The 18381-nt window shown below is 58.1% G+C and carries 13 protein-coding genes; 10 read left to right on the forward strand and 3 right to left on the reverse strand.

Going from position 1 to position 18381, the window contains the following annotated elements:
- Window positions 1–9: 9 nt before the first annotated feature.
- The 8 genes from icmH (at window position 10) to mrdA (ending at window position 15375) form a co-directional block, all read left to right on the forward strand.
- A complete protein-coding gene (gene icmH / locus RR51_RS14470) occupies window positions 10–813 on the forward strand; it encodes a type IVB secretion system protein IcmH/DotU (RefSeq protein ID WP_052261061.1) in 804 nt (267 codons plus the stop codon).
- 242 nt (window positions 814–1055) lie between these two features.
- Window positions 1056–3791: a type VI secretion system Vgr family protein gene (locus RR51_RS14475; RefSeq protein WP_052261062.1), complete on the forward strand. Its 2736-nt coding sequence runs from the start codon at window positions 1056–1058 to the stop codon at window positions 3789–3791.
- A gap of 4 nt (window positions 3792–3795) precedes the next feature.
- On the forward strand, window positions 3796–8457 hold the full coding sequence (locus tag RR51_RS14480) for an RHS repeat-associated core domain-containing protein (RefSeq protein ID WP_177328656.1): 4662 nt from the start codon (window positions 3796–3798) through the stop codon (window positions 8455–8457).
- Between the two features lie 884 nt (window positions 8458–9341).
- Window positions 9342–9794 carry a DUF6756 family protein gene (locus tag RR51_RS30435; RefSeq protein WP_152619891.1) on the forward strand — a complete coding sequence of 151 codons (453 nt, stop codon included), beginning with the start codon at window positions 9342–9344 and terminating at the stop codon, window positions 9792–9794.
- Window positions 9795–10231: 437 nt separating this feature from the next.
- Entirely contained in the window at window positions 10232–10582 is a 351-nt protein-coding gene (locus RR51_RS14485) for a hypothetical protein (RefSeq protein WP_052261063.1), read from the forward strand.
- Between the two features lie 766 nt (window positions 10583–11348).
- Window positions 11349–11603, forward strand: a complete 255-nt coding sequence (locus RR51_RS14490; protein WP_039613910.1) for a hypothetical protein — start codon at window positions 11349–11351, stop codon at window positions 11601–11603.
- A 180-nt stretch (window positions 11604–11783) separates the two neighbouring features.
- Window positions 11784–12383 (forward strand): DUF4304 domain-containing protein, encoded by a 600-nt coding sequence (locus RR51_RS30440; RefSeq protein WP_152619892.1) that lies wholly within the window; start codon window positions 11784–11786, stop codon window positions 12381–12383.
- A gap of 1096 nt (window positions 12384–13479) precedes the next feature.
- Window positions 13480–15375, forward strand: coding sequence for a penicillin-binding protein 2 (mrdA, locus tag RR51_RS14495; protein WP_039613911.1), 1896 nt, complete (start codon window positions 13480–13482; stop codon window positions 15373–15375).
- 209 nt (window positions 15376–15584) lie between these two features.
- Here the strand turns inward: mrdA and RR51_RS31770 are convergent, their stop codons facing one another.
- Window positions 15585–15959, reverse strand: a complete 375-nt coding sequence (locus RR51_RS31770) for a hypothetical protein (RefSeq protein WP_442961516.1) — start codon at window positions 15957–15959, stop codon at window positions 15585–15587.
- A 20-nt stretch (window positions 15960–15979) separates the two neighbouring features.
- Here RR51_RS31770 and RR51_RS31220 point away from each other — a divergent pair, with 20 nt between their 5' ends.
- Complete coding sequence (locus RR51_RS31220) at window positions 15980–16222, forward strand: hypothetical protein (RefSeq protein WP_052261066.1); 243 nt, start codon at window positions 15980–15982, stop codon at window positions 16220–16222.
- Window positions 16223–16316: 94 nt separating this feature from the next.
- Here RR51_RS31220 and RR51_RS14505 read toward each other — a convergent pair whose 3' ends face one another.
- Window positions 16317–16943, reverse strand: coding sequence for a glutathione S-transferase family protein (locus RR51_RS14505; protein WP_039613913.1), 627 nt, complete (start codon window positions 16941–16943; stop codon window positions 16317–16319).
- Window positions 16944–17114: 171 nt separating this feature from the next.
- Here RR51_RS14505 and RR51_RS14510 point away from each other — a divergent pair, with 171 nt between their 5' ends.
- On the forward strand, window positions 17115–17432 hold the full coding sequence (locus RR51_RS14510) for a DUF2388 domain-containing protein (protein WP_003260922.1): 318 nt from the start codon (window positions 17115–17117) through the stop codon (window positions 17430–17432).
- 128 nt (window positions 17433–17560) lie between these two features.
- Here the strand turns inward: RR51_RS14510 and glcC are convergent, their stop codons facing one another.
- Window positions 17561–18325, reverse strand: coding sequence for a transcriptional regulator GlcC (gene glcC, locus RR51_RS14515; RefSeq protein ID WP_039613914.1), 765 nt, complete (start codon window positions 18323–18325; stop codon window positions 17561–17563).
- Window positions 18326–18381 lie beyond the last annotated feature (56 nt).

Below are 18381 nucleotides of genomic sequence, written 5' to 3' on the forward strand. Positions count from 1 at the left end.
GGTCCGAGCATGAACAACGCACCCGAGAAAGACTTCGAGAACACCCGGGTAGACGCCCGCGCCGCTCCCCCACTCAGCGAACTGTTCCCGCATGTCGACGCGCTGGGGTTCGACACCCGCTCGAACACCACATTCCCCCTCTTCGACATCGCCTCTCCCCTGTTCGGCCTGGTCATTCGCCTGGAAGGCACCGAACACTATGACCACGTCGAGCAGTTGCATGCCCACGTCAAGAACATGATCCACGGCATGGTCGAGCAGGTACGCCAGCTTGAACACTGTGACGAAGGCGACCGCGTGGTGTTTTCCTACTGCTTGTGTTGCGTGGTCGATGAAGCCGTGATGACCACCTCCTGGGGGCGCGACTCGTCCTGGAAAGCCCAGTCCTTGCTCAGCGCCATCCATCAGGAAACCTGGGGCGGCGAGAAATTCTTCAGCGTGCTCGAACGTTTGCTGGAAGCCCCCGAAAAGCGCTACGACCTGTTTGTGTTCCTGTTCTGGTGCCTGGCACTGGGCTACCGCGGCAAGTACGCCAACCAGACCAATGGCGATGAGGAACTGGCCGCCTGGCTCAAGCGGGTCCATGACCGGATCGTTGAACTGCATGGCCCCGAAGCCGAATCGCAACCCCTGACCGACCCTCTGGCCAATGTCGCGCCCCGGCATTACCGCATGAACCGCCAACTGCCCTGGTGGACGCCCTGGGCCGTGATGGGCGTGTTCTGCACAGGCCTGTATCTCTACTTCGCCAGCAAACTTGACGGCATTACCCAGCAAGTACTGGCATCACTGCAGGCGATGCTGCAGCCATGAACTCGACAACCTCGAACTGACATGACGCAACAGTCACTGTGCCGATGGGCGCAGCAAGTAAAACGTTGTCCGAAACAAGATAGATCCTGCATTTGGCGAAACTTCCTACAGATTTTTAGGAAGCAACTTTCACGACCAGGAACGGATTCCTCATTACGGTCGTGAACACAACTAATGCCTCGCGTCATGGGACGCGTCCGGTTTCATGAACCTGCCCGATGGGACGAACCGCAGGAGTACACATGAGCAACCTGAATGATGTGCGCTTTACCTTCACTACCCCAGCCGACGAAGCCATTCAGTTTGATGTCGTGTCATTCGAGCTGACCGAAGGCGTCAGCCAGTTGTATCGCCTGGAAGTCGAACTGGTGAGTTTCGCCGACGATGCCGACTTCGCCGCCCTGCTCGACCAGCCCGCGCTGCTGACCATCTGGCAGCAGGAGCAACCGGTGCGTCACGTGCATGGCCTGATCAGCAGCTTCGAACAGGGCAAGACCGGCCACCGCCGCACCCGCTACCGCGCCATTGTCGAACCGCAGCTGGCCCGCGCCGGCCTGCAGTCGGACTGGCGCATCTTCCAGCACCGCCCCGTGCCGCAGTTGCTCGAGGAACTGTTCCGCGAGCGCCGATGGGGAGCGCTGACCCAGTACCTGGTCAACCCGCACCAGACGCGTGAGTTCTGCGTACAGGCCGGTGATCTGGACCTGGATTTCTTCTGGCGGCTATCGGCAGAAGAAGGCCTGATCTCGATCTTCGAGCACAGCCAAGGCAGCCATGGCGTCATCCAGGCGGACCAGATCAGCCAGTTCGGCAGCCTGGAAGGCGACCCGGTGTTGTACGTGGCCAACCGGGGTGGCACGGCGCGCCAGCCCTGCCTGCATGACTTCCGCTATCGCGAACAGGTACGCACCAGTATCCAGGTCCAGCGCGACTACACCTTCACCCACCCGCGCTACAACCTGGAACACACCCTGTACCCCAGGGACATGGGCAACCAGGGCAACGAGTACGAGCGCTACGACTACCCCGGCCGCTACAAGCACGACAACGCCGGCAAGCCGTTTACCCAGACCCGTATCAACGCCTTGTTCGGCGATGCCCGGGTGGCCCAGGTCAAAGGCGACGACGCGCGCCTGCAGCCGGGCATCGCCTTCCAGCTGGCCGGCCATGCCCGTGAGGACCTGAACATCCTCTGGCGGCCGATGCAGATCACACACAAGGGGCAGCAGTTCACAGCGCTGGAAGAGGATGCTGCCGAAGCCGAAGTCGGCACGTCCTACACCTTCACCGCCACCTTGATTCCAGCCCGGGTCGAATGGCATGCACCTGCTTGCCCCAAGCCCGTGATCGACGGCCCGCAGATGGCCAAGGTGGTCGGCCCGCCCGGCGAGGAAATCTACTGCGACGAGCACGGCCGCGTGCGCGTGCAGTTCCCCTGGGACCGCCTGGGCCAGGACGACGACAAGAGCTCGTGCTGGGTGCGGGTGACCCAGGCCTGGGCCGGTGCCACCTGGGGCCATATGGCCATACCCCGCATTGGCCAGGAAGTGGTGGTCAGTTTCCTCGACGGCGACCCTGACCAACCGATGATCACCGGGCGTAGCTACCACATCGTCAACCGCCCGCCGTATCGCCTGCCCGAGTTCAAGGCGTTGAGCCCGATCCGCAGCAAGGAGCACCACGGCAAGCGGCACAACGAACTACGCCTGGACGACACCACCGGGCAGATCAGCGCGGCGCTGATGAGTGACCACGACCACACCGCGCTGCACCTGGGTTACCTGACCCATCCGCGTCACTTCGGTGGCCAGCCCCGTGGGCAAGGTTTCGAGCTGCGCACCGATACCCACGGGGTGATCCGCGCAGGCGGCGGCCTGCTGCTGACCACCGAACTGCGCGCCCGCGCCGTCCAGCACCACACCGACCTGGCCGAAACCGCCGAACGCCTGCAGACCGCACAGCAGTACCACACCACCTTCGCCAGGGTCGCCCGCGACCACCTGGCCCAGGAAGGTGGCGATCAGGATGAGGTCGGTGAAGCGCTCAAGGCACAGCACGATGCCATCTGCGGCTACGGCGGCAACCCTGAAGCCAACCGGTTTCCGGAACTGGCCGACCCGCAGCTGGTGCTCGCCAGCCCGACCGGCATTGCGACCACCACCCCGGAATCCACCCACATCGCCAGCGGCGAACATCTGGGCCTGAGCACGGGTGGCCACACCAGCCTGGCCATCGGCAAGCGCCTGCTGATCAGTGCCAGCCGAGGGGTACGCCAGTTCGTCCAGAGCATGGGCTGGCGACTGGTCGCGGCCACCGGCGACATCGACCTGAAGGCGCTCAAGGACAACATCAACCTGCTGGCCAAGCTCAAGGTCAGCGTCACCGCCGAACGCATCACCCTCAGCGCCAAGGAGGAATTGGTCATCCAGGGGGGCGGCAGCAGTACCACCTACACCGCAGGGGGAATCCTGCATGCCACCGCTGGCCAGTACACCGCGCACGCGACCGGCTTCTTCTACAAAAGTGCACAAAGCCAGACGGCCACGTTCCCGGACGCTCCCAAAACCGACAAAGGCAACCTCGACCTTTTCCGCAACTATGCCAACAACCGCCCCTTGAAAGGCTCCGGGTACCAGGTAGAGGACGCGCTGGGCCAGGTCCTCAAAGGCACGCTGGACGAACAAGGCTTTGCGGCGGTAGCAGCTGTAAGCCCGGGCCCCACTGCCGTTGATTTCGAGAAAGACCCAGCCGACCCATGGGTAGCCGGCAGCTACTTCGGCAACCTGAGTAAGGACTTTTCAGGCCCGGCTGCAGCGCTGACGCTACCTTCCGCCCTGCAAGGCACCGAAAACCTCGCGAAGCATGCGGCACAAGCGTTCAAGGCCCCGCTCGACGCCATCGCCCCCTCGGCACCTCCCCCTTCCCGGCTTGGCACTGCCAGTGCCTTGGCTACCTCACTCATCCGGGAAGGGAATTGAAACGATGACCCCACAAGAAAAGAAAGAAATCGAAGAACGCGAAATCGCACTGGTCCCGTTGAACAACCTGGTCGCTCAGGATATCGCCCAAGGTGAAGCCACGGTAAACGCCTGGCTGCTGGAACTCAGCGGCAACACCATCGACCTGGCCACCGTCAAGGCCTGGGCCGGTGCAGTGCCGGTGGTGGGCAACATCGTCGCCTTGTTCGACGCCTTGGGCGACATCATCCATCTGGTCAAGACCGGCTCGAATGACCCGCTGGACTGGGTAAGCCTGGGCATCAACCTGATCGGCGTAGTACCCGTCCCGCCGACCATGGCAGCCGCACGGATGACGTTGCGCCCGGTGCTGTTCCTGGCCCGACAGCAACTGAAAAAAAACAAAGGTGACTTTGCCCAAGCCGTCATGAACATCATGGTCGGCCACCTCAGTGCCACGCTGATGGGCGAAATCGAAACCTTCGTCGAGCGGGCCGAAACCGAACTGCCTGGCATCTTGAACAATGCCGCCAACACCGGCTTCCAGACACTCAACAGCCTGGCGGATGCCATCGAGCGCATCGCCAAGGGCGAGATCGACACTACCCAGCAGCGCAAGGCGATCATCAACAGCGCCAAGGCAATCTACGCCCCCATCGAAGAACCGTCCCTCTGGGACCTGCTGACCCGGGCCGAAGCGGTCATCAGCGCCACCGCTGGTGCGGTTCAGTACGGTGCGACCGAGGGGTACAAAGCTGCAGCGGGCAACACTGGCTGGGTCTTGAAGCTCGTCCAGCCACACACCAATGTGCTCAGGGGCCTGGCCCAGCTGATCCGGCAGATGCTGACCGCCCTGGCCAACCCGGCCACGCAAAACAGCATTGCCTGGCTCCTCGCCCAGCTCAACGCAGGCCTGCGCAAGCGCAAACCCGCGCGCCGGGTATCGGCCAATACCCCGGCGCACGGCTCGGGTGTGGCAAAGGACAAGGGCACCGAAAGCCGCGTGGAAGCCACCCGCAACGAGGCCCGACCTAAAAACGACCCACGCTGCGACCTGAACGGCACCTGCCCCGGCACCAGCAAGAGCATCAGCTATGCACGCGGTACCGAAACCCTGGTGCATGTCGACTTCAACCTGCCAGGCGTGTTTCCTGTCGCCTGGGCACGCACCTACCGTTCCAGCCTGGACGCCTACGATGACAGCGAGTTCGGTGCCCGCTGGATCACGCCATTCTCGATGCGCTTCGATGTGGTTGACGAGGGTGTGCTGTACCACGCCGACGATGGCCGCACCCACAGCTACGCCCTGCCCAAGGTTGGCAAGCCGCATTACGACCCGGTAGAGAAGACGGTACTCATCCGGGTCGACGAAAACCACCTGAGCCTGGCACACGGCCACCAGCGCCAGGAACACTACCAGCGCGTCGGCGATCACTTCCGCCTGGTCGGCATCATCCGGCGCGGCGGCGCGCGCATCGCGCTGCATTACGAGCACCAGCATGCCGGCAAGGCAGTGCTCTCCGACCTGGTCACCTACCAGGATGAAGACCAGCACCAGCATGTGCATACCCAGCTCGATGAACATGGGCGCATCAAGGCACTCTGGCTGATGCGGGACGGCCGGCAAACCCGACAGCTGGCCAGCTACGACCATGACGACCAGGGCGACCTTCGCGCGGCACGCGATGAACACGGGGCGCAGTGGACCTACCAGTACCAGCACCACCTGGTCACGCGCTACACCGACCGCACCGGGCGGGGTACCAGCCTTGAATGGCAGGGCGAAGGCCCGGACGCGAAAGCCGTGCGCGAATGGGCGGATGACGGCAGCTTCGACACGCGCCTGAAATGGAACAAGCATATCCGCCTGACCACCGTCACAGATGCGCTTGGCCAGGAAACCCGCCACTACTACGACTACCTCGGCTACACCTACCGCATCATCTACCCGGACAGCAACGAAGAGTGGCTGTTCCGCGACGATGCCAAGAACGTCATCCAGCATGTGCACACCGACGGCAGTATCGACCGCTATGTCTACGACGAGCGCAGCAACTTGCTGCAGCACACCCGCCCCGATGGCTCCGCGGTGCACCACGCCTATGACGACCTCGACCAGCGCTTCAAGACCCGCGACGCCGAGGGCGGCCTGTGGAAGTACGACTACGACCAGCGCGGCAACATCATCGAAACGCTCGACCCGCTGGAGAACAAGACCCAGTACACCTACAACAGCGATAACCTGCCCATCTCCATCATCGACGCCAACGGTGGCGAGAAGAAGCTCGGCTACACCCGCGACGGCCAGCTGGCCAGCTACACCGATTGCTCGGGCAAGACCACGCTGTGGAAGTACGACGGGCTCGGGCAACTGAGCAAGGCGATCAACGCAGCGGGGGAAACCACCGAGTATCAGTACCAGGCCGGTCAACTGACCCGCCTGGTATACCCCGACAAGACCCAGGACCGCTTCGAACACGATGCCGAAGGCCGCCTGCTCAGCTATACCGACGCGTTGAACCGTCGTACCGCCTGGGCCTACAACGAGGCCGGCCTGATTCGCCAACGCCACAACCCCGACGACAGCACCCTCACCTACCACTGGAACAAGCTCGGCCAGTTGCTGCGCCTGCGCAACGAGAACAACAGCGAGGCCAGCTTCAAGTACGACCCGGCCGGGCGATTGATCATGGAGACCGGCTTCGACAAGCAGGTCACCGATTACCTCTACGATCAAAGCAGCAACCAGCCCACCCGCCGCATCGATGGCGACCGCATCACCCGCTTCAAATACGACGCCATGGGCCGCCTGGTGAAAAGCCATGCAGGCCAGCGCGGTGGCAAGGAGTGGGAAAGCGAAACCTTCGCCTACGACGGCAACGGCAACCTGCTACTTGCCGAGAACGAGGCCTGCAAGCTGCAGTGGTTCTACGACCTGGCGGGCAACAACACCCGCGAGCACCAGCACTTCAAGTACATGAAGGAAGCGAAGGTCGCTGTCTTCAAGCATGAGTACGACGCCCTCAACCTGCGCATCGCGACCACCCGCCCTGATGGCCACCGGGTCAGTTGGCTCACCTATGGCAGCGGCCACTTGCTCAGCCTCAAGCTCGACGAGCACGAACTGCTCAGCTACCAGCGCGACGACCTGCATCGGGAAATTGGCCGCGAGCAAGGCAACGGCCTGGTTCAACGCCAGACCTGGACCCCGAATGGCCAGTTGCAGCAGCAGACCCTGGCCCGACGCGGCGCCACCCGGCGCATCGCGGTGCGCGACTACGAGTACGACCTCAGCGGCCAGCTAACCCGCGTGGATGACCTGAACCGTGGTGACACCTATTACCGTTACGACCCGGTCGGCCGCCTGCTGGAAGCGGGCGATTTCGACAAGAAAGAGCTCTTCGCCTTCGACCCGGCGAGCAACCTGCTCGACCCACAAGCCCCGCCCGGCCCCAACCCACACTCACCCCGGCGGATCAACGACAACGTACTGCGCAGCTACTGCGGCACGCAATACCGCTATGACGAACGCGGCAACCTGGCGGAGCGCACCACGGGCAGCAAGAAAGGCCACTTTGACTGGGACCTCTACAACCGCCTGCGGCGGTACGAGGATGACCGACTGATTGTCACCTTTGCCTACGACGCGCTCGGGCGGCGGTTGTACAAGCACTCACGCGCCAAGTACCGCGACCGACCGCAGGCCGGCCCGGTGTGGAACCAGAATGCCCGGCGGCAGCGGGATGAAGAGTTGGGTTGTGGGTACACCTGGTATGTGTGGGAAGGCGACACGCTGGCATTCGAGTGCCGGGACCGGGAAGGCAAAGGCCACACCACTCACTATGTGTTCGAGCCCGGGACCTTTGTGCCGGTGGCGCAGGCAGTGTCCAACCATGTTGTCGAGTTGTTGCGCCAGCCGGTGTATGTGTTCCCGTATGACATCGACAAGGATCCGGTGTGGCTGCATAAGCCGATGCCGAAAGCGTTTGATGCGATGGCTTGGTACCAGTGCGACCAGCTAGGGACGCCGATGGAGTTGACCGGCGAGGATGGGGGGATTGCCTGGAGCGGGAGGTACAAGGCCTGGGGTTTGGCGGAGGAGCAGCGGAGTGACGGGGCGAAGTGGGCGGAGATTCGTAATCCGCTACGCTTTCAGGGGCAGTATTGGGATGTGGAGACGGGGCTGCATTATAACCGTTACCGATACTATGACCCAGCTGTTGGACGGTTCATTGGTAAAGATCCAATAGGACTGAACGGGTGCCTAAATATATATACCTACGCACCAAATCCAATAAGCTGGATTGACCGCCTTGGTTTGAAAAAAAGCAAATGCGTATGCCTCACCGGTCCGGAGTGCAAGGCGCTATTAGATAAAATCAATAGAAAAGCAATCGGTCAAAAAAGTAGCGATGGAGGGCGAGGGCTTCTTGAGCGAATCGCTCACTTAAGGCAAGATGAATATAACCTATACGATGACGCTTATGACATTCCAGCCAATTCAGGGCCAGCAGAAGGAAAAGGTATGTATAAAGGTCATATTGATGCGGCAACGGACCTGAAGCGCGGACTCAATCGTGATATAGATTCTTACCACCGTGGAAAGTGCAAAGGTTACGCAAAAATAAGCATGACTGTTCTGCAGGCTTCGTCCGCACCAATCCCCCAAAAGCCAGATGGACGATAACAAGATGATAGATAAATTTTTGCTATTCTTAAGTCTAGAGTGCTTTGCGACCTGCATTTTCCCTTTAGCCAACAAATCAGTCTTACAAATAATCTGTAAGTGCGCACAGAATGAGGCATCCAAGATACTCAAAAGCAAAGCTGGCTATTATGAGAGGGATATGAGTAACGCCAGAATAGCCAACTCCAAATCCAGCTTACTTACTTCGCTTAGAAAGCAGGGTTTGCCGAACACGGGAATAGTCTACATTTCATATCTTTGGGACTTATTTGACCACAACACAGCAGAGCGTAAAATAATTAGCTTAACTTTCGACAGTCACATTGATCGATTACTCACACTTGACGTCCTACAACCCAGCATAACTCTTTGCGATGCTGTACAAAAATTTCATTCTGAAAACATATTTTCCTCCCATCAGAACATTGGCTCGCTGATAGAGGACTCATTTAGCAACAACACAAGCGCCTGGCTTGCAAAATTGCAGGATCCGAAACTATTCGATGGAGTAGAAGACGCAATCCAAGAATTCTCACATGAAGTACTAGAAGGCTATACAGCCTTCCCATTTTTTTGCTTGGTTGCGAAGCTATGCAGCAGGGATGAAGCAACTCAAATAATAGCAAGCTTGTCCGATAGTTTTTTGCACCATGAAGCCTCGACTACAAACCTAGTCGAGATAGTAATCCCCGGATTAAACACCCAGTGTGTTCTAACGTAAATTAATCGAGAGTTCACTTACCCGGCAAGTCGGCCCGGCATGGGACATACAACACTACGACGAGTGCCGGAATCTGGAAGGCAAAGCCACGCCACTCACTATTTTTCGAGTCCGGGACCTTTGTCTGCCACCTACTCAAATCTGGAGCGCCTGAATCGCCCCGATGAAAAGTGAGGTTAAAATGCACTCGAATTTTTTAACATTCGTTGAAGAAATTTCTCAAGCACTCGACAAGCAACAGCTTTTACGCGTAGAGCCCACGCATAAAAAAGAAATCTTATCAAAAATTCAATCCACCTTTATAAAAGGCAACCCACGCGCTTGGTGGACATCATTGCGATCAAAGCCCAACATACAAAATTTTGATGACAACACCGGACATCTTCACTTATGCGAATTACCCCCAAACCCACTGGAAGATGTATGGCTGATAGCGGACGAAGACAACAAAGAAAAGCTCCTCTTTAGCCTGCCACTTAAAAATATACCTTCAATACTTGATAATTGCAGATACTTCGAATACTACATAGTTGACAAACAATTAAGCTGGATGATAGCTGAAAACGATCATGGTGATCTGATCTTCTGCAGGGCACCTGAAACAAAGCATGATTAGACGGACTGAGTTACGCCTGAGATCGGCACCATGATCCGCTGGCGGGAGGGATTCGTTAGGATACGCGTACAGTCAATACTTATCTACATACGCTTACAGCCCATACAGTAGCTAGACCCATACGAATTAGCAAACCAAAGGACGTATACAAGCGCAGGGCGCAAGGCTAGAGGATTCGGCCGTTTGTAACCAAGACCAACCATAAACGTCGCAGACGGAAAGAAAAATGCCATCCAAACTAAGAGGAAGACTGAGCGCTTGAGATTTAAATAACCGGACCAAAGCGTTTGAAAAGGACCGAACGCTATATAAACGACACTTGCAAATGCGGCGGAATCAGTACGCAAGTGAGCAGATCGCTCAAGGTAAAGGACACCAAAGGCGAGCGCGTTGATATTGAGATCATTACTGGAAGTGCATTTGAGGAGTAACCACTAATGCATGACGACTACTTGACCAACCCGAAAACCTACATGGCGCTCGAGCAGTTATTTATTGATGCATTTATGAAAATCATTAGCACCCGCAAGAACCAGGAAGAGTACACCGCACCTTTTTACAGAACCACATACAACAACGGACAGCCTTTTGGCGATGCAAACCCAATATTCTCAGCCAGAAATGCAAAACGCAAAAAGATAATTCGCATCATCATAGACGAGGACGAAAGCGAGATTTCTACAGCGTACAAAAATACCGAACATGGATTCGAGACCATAGTATTCGGCGGGATATCAAACCTCCCGGAACTTATAGCCTCCCTAGACAAGTGGGCTAAACAACCTTAGAAATTAACAGCAACCACAAGTTGCAACTCATTGCTCTCATCACGAAATACTACGCCATAACCATGAGCGCGCAGACATTGAAATAATTTTAGACCGTACCTTCACGGAGAAATTATGCTTAAAGATTACCTTAGCAACCCAGACACATACCAAAAACTGGAGTCATTTTCCACTTCAGCGCTCAATGAACACCTTTACTCCAAAAAATCAACCCAGCCAAATACCGCACACCTTACTACAACACTACATGCGTTGACGGGACACGACTAATGGAGGCCAACCCGATATTTTCTGTCCGCAACACAAGCACTCAGAATATTCTGAGAGTAGTAATCCATGAAGCCGTCAAAAGTTACTCCATAACTCACAATAAAAGAGATGGAGCCAAAGAACCATGCTTGATTATTAAGATCTCCGATTTAGATCACGCAACTAACGATATAAATAAATGGGTAGATGAGCAAGAAAACCAGGGGGCAACATAAAACAAGGGCGATGCGACCGAGTAATACTAATTAGTTATCCAGCGACAACCGTACCGACATATATTGTTCTTTAAAAACCATGTTGAATATTTTAAGCAAACGACACCATCGACCGACTGATGAAAAGCCATGGCGACCAGCGCGGTGGCAAGGAGAGAGAAAGCGCACACCCGCGAGCATCAGCACTTCTTATGCGGTTTTCAAATCCACAAGTCATGTAAAAACCTGACAGCACTTACAGGAACTGCAACAGATATTCTTGGAGAAAAAGGATTCAATCTATGATCAAGCTCAACAACATGAGGGCATGGGGCACCGAAGTCGGTAGCGATGAAACTTTGAGGCTCGATGAGATTTCATTACTTACAACACCAGCCATGATTCGTACCTTGGGTGTATTTTTGATAACCGCAGCTTACGAAATGGAGGAAAACGATGCTGAGCATATACATCTTCAAAATCTATCCTCTAACTTCTCGCACAAAAAACATGTTGATATAGTTTTGGTTAATCAGAATAAATTTAAAAATAGCTAAGACACCAACTAAGGAGCGACATGCCGGTCCTTCTCCAGCGCTGCTGGAGCGCAGTACGGATGATGGCTGCATAGGTCGATACCGAAGGTGTTCAAGGAGCCATTCAAGCACTGAGGGAATTCTGGACGTATTGGACTCCGAAACTGGCGTGCGAACCATCCGAGAGGTCATAAACAAGTCATGAAGAAAGAATCTACAAAAAAAATCTTTCAGCGAGTTGCCGCCAAGTTTGGCCTTTGCGGGAAAGACAAAACCTTTTTCATGAGACATGGCGACGCTTACTTAATAGTCAACTTGCAAAAAGCTTCCGATAACTGCAGCTTTTACATCAATGGCGGGCTAAGCTATATAGACCTGCTTTCAAGCAGTGATTTAGTGTGCTCTCCAGTTTCAGCCTACAACAACCAATCCACTCAATTCCCAATCCATGTAGCCTTTAGAGCAGAAAACGTTCCCAATAGCCCCATTACGCAAGCTGGAATTGATGCCGCTGCATCTAGCCACGATGCCATAGCAATAGAAAATATAATCTTCATCGCATTAGAATCCATGATACTTTTCGCCCGCAATCATGGAGACAGAAAAGAAGTCCGCAGACTAAAGCAAGCCAAACTCTTTCCAGCAATAATAAAAAAGAGGTTTGACGCCCTTCGATTAAACTTGTATCAAAAACCAAAACTGACAGAATCGGCACGCTTTCAAAGAAATATTTATCAGCAGAATGCAATAAAACCTGGTGTCGCCCAGGCGAACTCCACTGAAGCAACAGCGCCATACTAAATATTAATTTAAGACTACCTCACGGGCGACAGCAATCGTGAAGAGCTCTCAATAGCCGTCATAGCTCGTAAAAATAACCGACCACTAACACTCACCTAAAAATTCCAATGAAAATTGCAAACATAAATTATATTCACCACTTATATTACCCGCTAATCTCGATGACAGACGAAGAGATTAGCAAATTCGAAATAAACAACAGGAAAGATAGATACAGACTCTTCCGCCTAATGAGCGCACTATTGAAAACATTCGGACCAATTGCAGCAGAAAATATTTCAGACTGCCTTGAGCACGTAATCTTTACGCGGAGCTACGAAAATTACTGGCGAGATCTAATACCGCACGAAATACCTTTAGACGACGTAGATGACAAAGAAGAGTACATAAACGAACTATTTTTTGCGCTTTTTCAGCGCCCACCATTACGCCAAGAAAGTGGAAGCATAACGATTTCACAGCAAGTACCGCCTCAAGGTTTGAAAACGAACGAATAGAGGTTTATCACTCGATGCTGCAAAATAATGGCACGGGCTGTGCCCGTGTTCGCGGGATCGCCCGCTCTCGTAGAACAACACATGACTCATTGGTTCAGCGAGGTTCTGTAGGAGCAGCCTTGTGCTGCGAAGAGGCCGGTACAGACAATGGATAGGCTTTGTCAGTACCGGCCTCTTCGCAGCACAAGGCTGCTCCTACAAAGAGCGATATTTGTTCTCTGCGCGACAGCGCAGCCCAAAAGGGCTGGGCAATCTCCCACATTGCGCCCGACAGTTTCTCCCGCAGAGGCACGCACAAGCTTTCTAGCGCTTGACCAATACCTCCGTTCAATCACGCCTGGCTTTCAGCCACCCCCACCAACGCACTGCCGCCATGAACAAATCTTCATTTTGCTGGCGAGCGCCCTGATTGCGGGCGTGGCAGCCCTCTTCGCTTCTGCAACCGCAGGCCTTCACCTTGAGGGGGCTGACTACCTTGCGTAGCATCACCGCCCCCCGGGGCCGCTGCGCGGCCCATTCGCGGGCACGCCCGCTCCCACAGGCGCGTGCCCACAGCGCTCAAATCTCACCCAGCCACACCACCAGCAGACAGAACACCGATGCCGCAACCCATACCCCTCAAGGACCACGAAAAGGAAAAGCACCTGGTCAACCGCCGGCTTCTGGCCTGCGCCGCCCTGGTCTTCAGCCTGGTCGCCGTCCTGGTGGGCCGGCTCTATGTGCTGCAGGTGCTACAACACGACCAGCAGACCGCCGTATCGGAAAACAACCGCGTGCACGTGCTACCCATCGCCCCCGAGCGCGGGCTGATCTACGACCGCAACGGCGTGGTGCTGGCCGACAACAAGCCCAGCTTCGACCTGACCATGACCCGCGAGCGGGCCGGCGGCGACACGGCCAAGGTGCTCGATACCCTGGCCCAGGTGCTGAGCCTGACCGATGACGACCGCAAGCAGTTCGACAAGGACCTGCGCCGTGGCCGCAAGCCATTCGAGCCAGTGACCCTGATGGTCGGCCTGAGCGAGGAGCAGATCGCCCTGGTGGCGGTGAACCAGTTCCGCCTGCCAGGCCTGGAAGTGGAACCACAGTTCATCCGCGAGTACCCGCTGGCCGAGCATTTCGCCCACTCGGTGGGCTATGTGGGGCGCATCAACGAGAAAGAGGCCAAGACCCTCGACAGCACCGAATACCGGGGCACCCAGTCGGTCGGCAAGACCGGCATCGAGCACTTCTACGAAAGCCAGCTGCATGGCCACGTGGGCTACGAGGAGGTCGAGACCAACGCCCAGGGCCGGGTGATGCGTGTGCTCAACCACAAGGCCCCGACCCCGGGCCAGGACATCGTCCTGACCCTGGACGCCCACCTGCAACTGGCCGCGGAAAAGGCCCTGGGCGACCGCCGCGGCTCGGTGGTTGTGCTCGACCCGGCCAATGGCGAGGTGCTGGCGATGGTCAGCAACCCCAGCTTCGACCCCAACCTGTTCGTCAAGGGCATCAGCTTCAAGCAGTACGCCGCCCTGCGCGATTCCATCGACCGCCCGCTGTTCAACCGCGTGCTGCGCGGCTTGTATGCCCCCGGTTCGACGGTGAAGCCGGAAGTGGCCATCGCCGGCCTCGACAGCGGCGTGATCACCCCGGGCAGCCGGGTGTTCGACCCGGGCTACTACGAGCTGCCCAACTACGACCACAAGTACCGCAACTGGAACCGCAGTGGCGATGGCTGGGTGGATATGTACACCGCCATCATGCGGTCCAACGACACCTACTTCTACGACCTGGCCCACAAGCTGGGCATCGACCGCCTGCACGACTACATGGCCGAGTTCGGCCTGGGCCAGAAGGTGTCGCTGGACATGTTCGAGGAAGCGTCCGGGCTGATGCCGTCGGCCGAGTGGAAGCGCGCCACCCGGCGCCAGGCCTGGTTCCCGGGCGAGACGCTGATCCTGGGCATCGGCCAGGGCTACATGCAGGTCACCCCGCTGCAGCTGGCCCAGGCCACCAGCCTGCTGGCGAGCAAGGGCGTGTGGCACCGCCCGCACCTGGCCATGACCGTAGGAGGCGATGCGCCGGTAGATCCCAACCCGATGCCCAATATCGTGCTGCACGACAGGCATGCCTGGGACCAGGTCAGCCAGGGCATGCAGATGGTCATGCACGACCCGCGCGGCATCGCCCGCGCTGCCGCAGCCGGTGCGCAGTACCGGATTGCCGGCAAGAGCGGCACCGCGCAGGTGGTAGCGATCAAGCAGGGCGAACGCTACAACCGCAACAAAACCCTGGAGCGGCACCGCGACAACGCCCTGTTCGTAGGCTTTGCCCCGGCTGATCACCCGAGTGTGGTGGTGGCGGTTATGATCGAGAACGGCGAAGCCGGCGGGCGGGTGGCAGGGCCGGTTGTGCGGGAGGTGATGGATGCCTATCTGCTGGATGAGCAGGGACATCTGAAGCCGCAGTATGCAGGTGGGGTAGCGCCTCGCAGCGTGCCGCATGCTTGAGATCGCTGGAAGCCGCTCTATGGCCTGTTCGGGCCTCTTCGCGGGCACGCCCGCTCCCACAGGTGCTGCGCCAACCTTGAAAGCGGCGCGATACCTGTGGGAGCGGGCGTGCCCGCGAAGAGGCCGACACAGACACCCAAATTGCTAGCTCCGATCGCCTCCGCGATCATCCCCAACGTCATGGTCAGCCCCATCGTCGGCGCCATGCCCTACACCGTGGGTCTCGCCCACATCGTGATTCGCCTCATGATTGGCTTCGTGGTTGGCCTCGTGGTCGGCACCATCATCTGCACCATTGCGCCCGCTGCCATCATGCCCACCACCATCGCCACTATGCCCGCTGCCACTGCCGCCGTGGCCACCACCCGAGCCACCACCGCCGCTACCACCTCCTCCACCGCCATGACCACCGCCGCCACCGCTACCACCACCTCCGCCGCCATGGCCACCACCGCCACCGCTACCACCACCTCCGCCGCCATGGCCACCACCACCGCCGCTGCCTCCGCCACCACCACCGTGACCGCCACCGCCGCCACCACCACCACCACCACCACCACCACCACCACCACCATCCTTCGCATACGCGCTGGAGGTACCGTCAATGGAGTCCGGCACCAACACGGCCGAAGCCGACAACACTGTACCGATAGCCAAAGCCAACAAGCATTTCCTGAGCATCATGATGCCTCCGCTTGGAGTAGCACCGGGTTGCACGACGCACCCTGTGATTTCCGGCCCCCCATGGGGCGACTTGCTAACCAGCGCGGCCTTCCATCTGCAGCGGTTGAACGAGATCCTTCAGGGCCTGCCGGCCAAATATTTCGGGATGTTTCTTGATTTTTGAGCGTAGCCACGCCGCTGCGCTTGTCACCGACCGGCCATCAGAATGGCTGGCTCGCCAAAGGCCCACTGCACCATGGCCTGGCGAGCCGGATTGCTCAGGATGCCGCGCGGGGCATCAGTTCATACGGGTGCTTCCACCCTGGCAACGCCTGGATTCGCGCTTTCCATGCCTCGATGTGGGTGAACTGCGCCAACGCAATGCCAGTGTCCTCCGGCATGAACACATACCCGGCCAGCGACAGGTCAGCGATCGTCAGCCGGCCACCGACCATGAACAGTGTCTTCGCCAGGTGCGCGTCGACGATACGGTAGGCCGCCATGGCACGTTCGCGCAGGAACCGGGTCACATCCGTTTCACCGGTTTTCTTCAGGCAGAAAAGAAAACGCAGCGCCGCGTAGTAACTGGTGAACTTATGGTTATCGAACAGCATCCAGCGCCAGATCTCGCGCTTTTCGTCTTCGTCGCTGGGGCCGAACTGCCCGGTTTTCTCCGCGAGGTAGTCGAGGATCAGCGCAGACTGGGTAAAGGATTTGCCGGCGTGTTCCAGCACCGGCACCTCGCCCTGTTCGTTCACGTCGTCGCGCCAGGCTTGTTCGCGAGTCTGGCCATTGAAGAAATCGACGAACACCGGCTGCCAGTCCTGGCCTGTGAGTTCAAGCATCAGGGCGGCCTTGTAGGCGTTACCGGATTCGGCGAAGCAATGCAGCTTGTAATCGGGCATGGGGAGAACCTTCATCCATTGAATGATTGGGCCAGCAGCCCGAGCAGATCACGCCTGGCTCGACAGGGTCAATGCCTGTTTCCGATACGAAGGGAACTACCTCCCCACCTGCGCTTTCTTAATCACTGAGTGGTTCAATTACTTGGGCTTCACGCTACTGGAGAACACACCATGCGCCACCTACTCCTCGCCCCTGCGCTGCTGCTCCTGCTGCCTGCCGGTGCTGCCCTGGCTGACGTCGACGCAGGCGACGTCGCAACCTCGGCCGGTGTTTCCGCTTCGCTTTACTCGACCTTCAAGGACGACAAACGGATCATCCCGGCGCGTGACGAGCTTTCGGCCTACGTCGCCAGCGGTGGTGCAATCCGTGGCGCCTATGTGGAGTCGGCGCTGGAACAGGCCCGCAAGGACAACCCAGGCCTGCAGGCCAATGATGAAGAGCTGGCCCGGGCCCTCCTCTCGCAGGATGACCGCATAGCCGATCATTGACGGAGCTAATCCTGCACAGGCCTCTTCGCGGGTAAACCCGCTCCTACAGGCATCGCACCGACTTGAAACCCAGTGCAGCCCCCTGTAGGAGCGGGTTTACCCGCGAAAGGGCCGGCACAGGCAACACCTCAACCCCAGCCATCCATGCGCATGGTAGCCCTTACCAGCCGCTGCTCTTCCTGCTCGATCTCCCGCAAACTGTCGCGGATCCCGTTGATATGCTCGCGCGCCGCGCGCTGCGCCTGCTCGGGCAACTGCTCCATCACCGCGTGATACAACCGCGCATGCTGGCGGTCGATCTGGCGCTTCTGCGCCGGCCGGCAATACAGGTTGTTGACCGAGGCGAACACCGTGCTCAAGGTCAGGTCACTGAGCGATTGCAAGGTATGCACCAGCACCGGGTTGTGCGAAGCCTCGCTGATCGCCCGGTGAAAGGCATGGTCGCGGCGGGCATGTTCACGGGCATCGATCGCTTCGGGGGCTTCGTGCGCAGCCAGCATCTCTTCATAGCGCCGGCGGATCAGCAAACGGTCGACCTCGGTGGCGCGCAGTGCCGCCAGGCGCGCCGATTCGGCTTCCAGCAACGCCCGCACTTCCAGCAGGTCGAACAGCGTACGCGGCTGCGAGCCGAACAGGTGCATCAACGGCGTGGCACCCGCATGGCCCGTCAGGTCGGCGACGAACGAGCCGCGCCCCTGCTCGGTGTCGATGATGCCGCGCCCGCGCAGGATGCGCAGGCCCTCACGCAGCGCCGAGCGCGAGCAGCCCAGCTTGTCCACCAGGCGCCGCTCCGACGGCAGGGCCTGGCCCACCTTGAGCACGCCGTCGACGATCAACCGCTCGACCCGTTCGGCCACCTGGTCGGCGACCTTGGCCTTGGCTTCACTACCCACTGCGCCCCTCCTGCTGGTATGACCACTTCGACCACTTGCCTCAATTTAGCCGGGCA

The organism is Pseudomonas sp. C5pp, from assembly GCF_000814065.1.
Lineage (GTDB): Bacteria > Pseudomonadota > Gammaproteobacteria > Pseudomonadales > Pseudomonadaceae > Aquipseudomonas > Aquipseudomonas asiatica.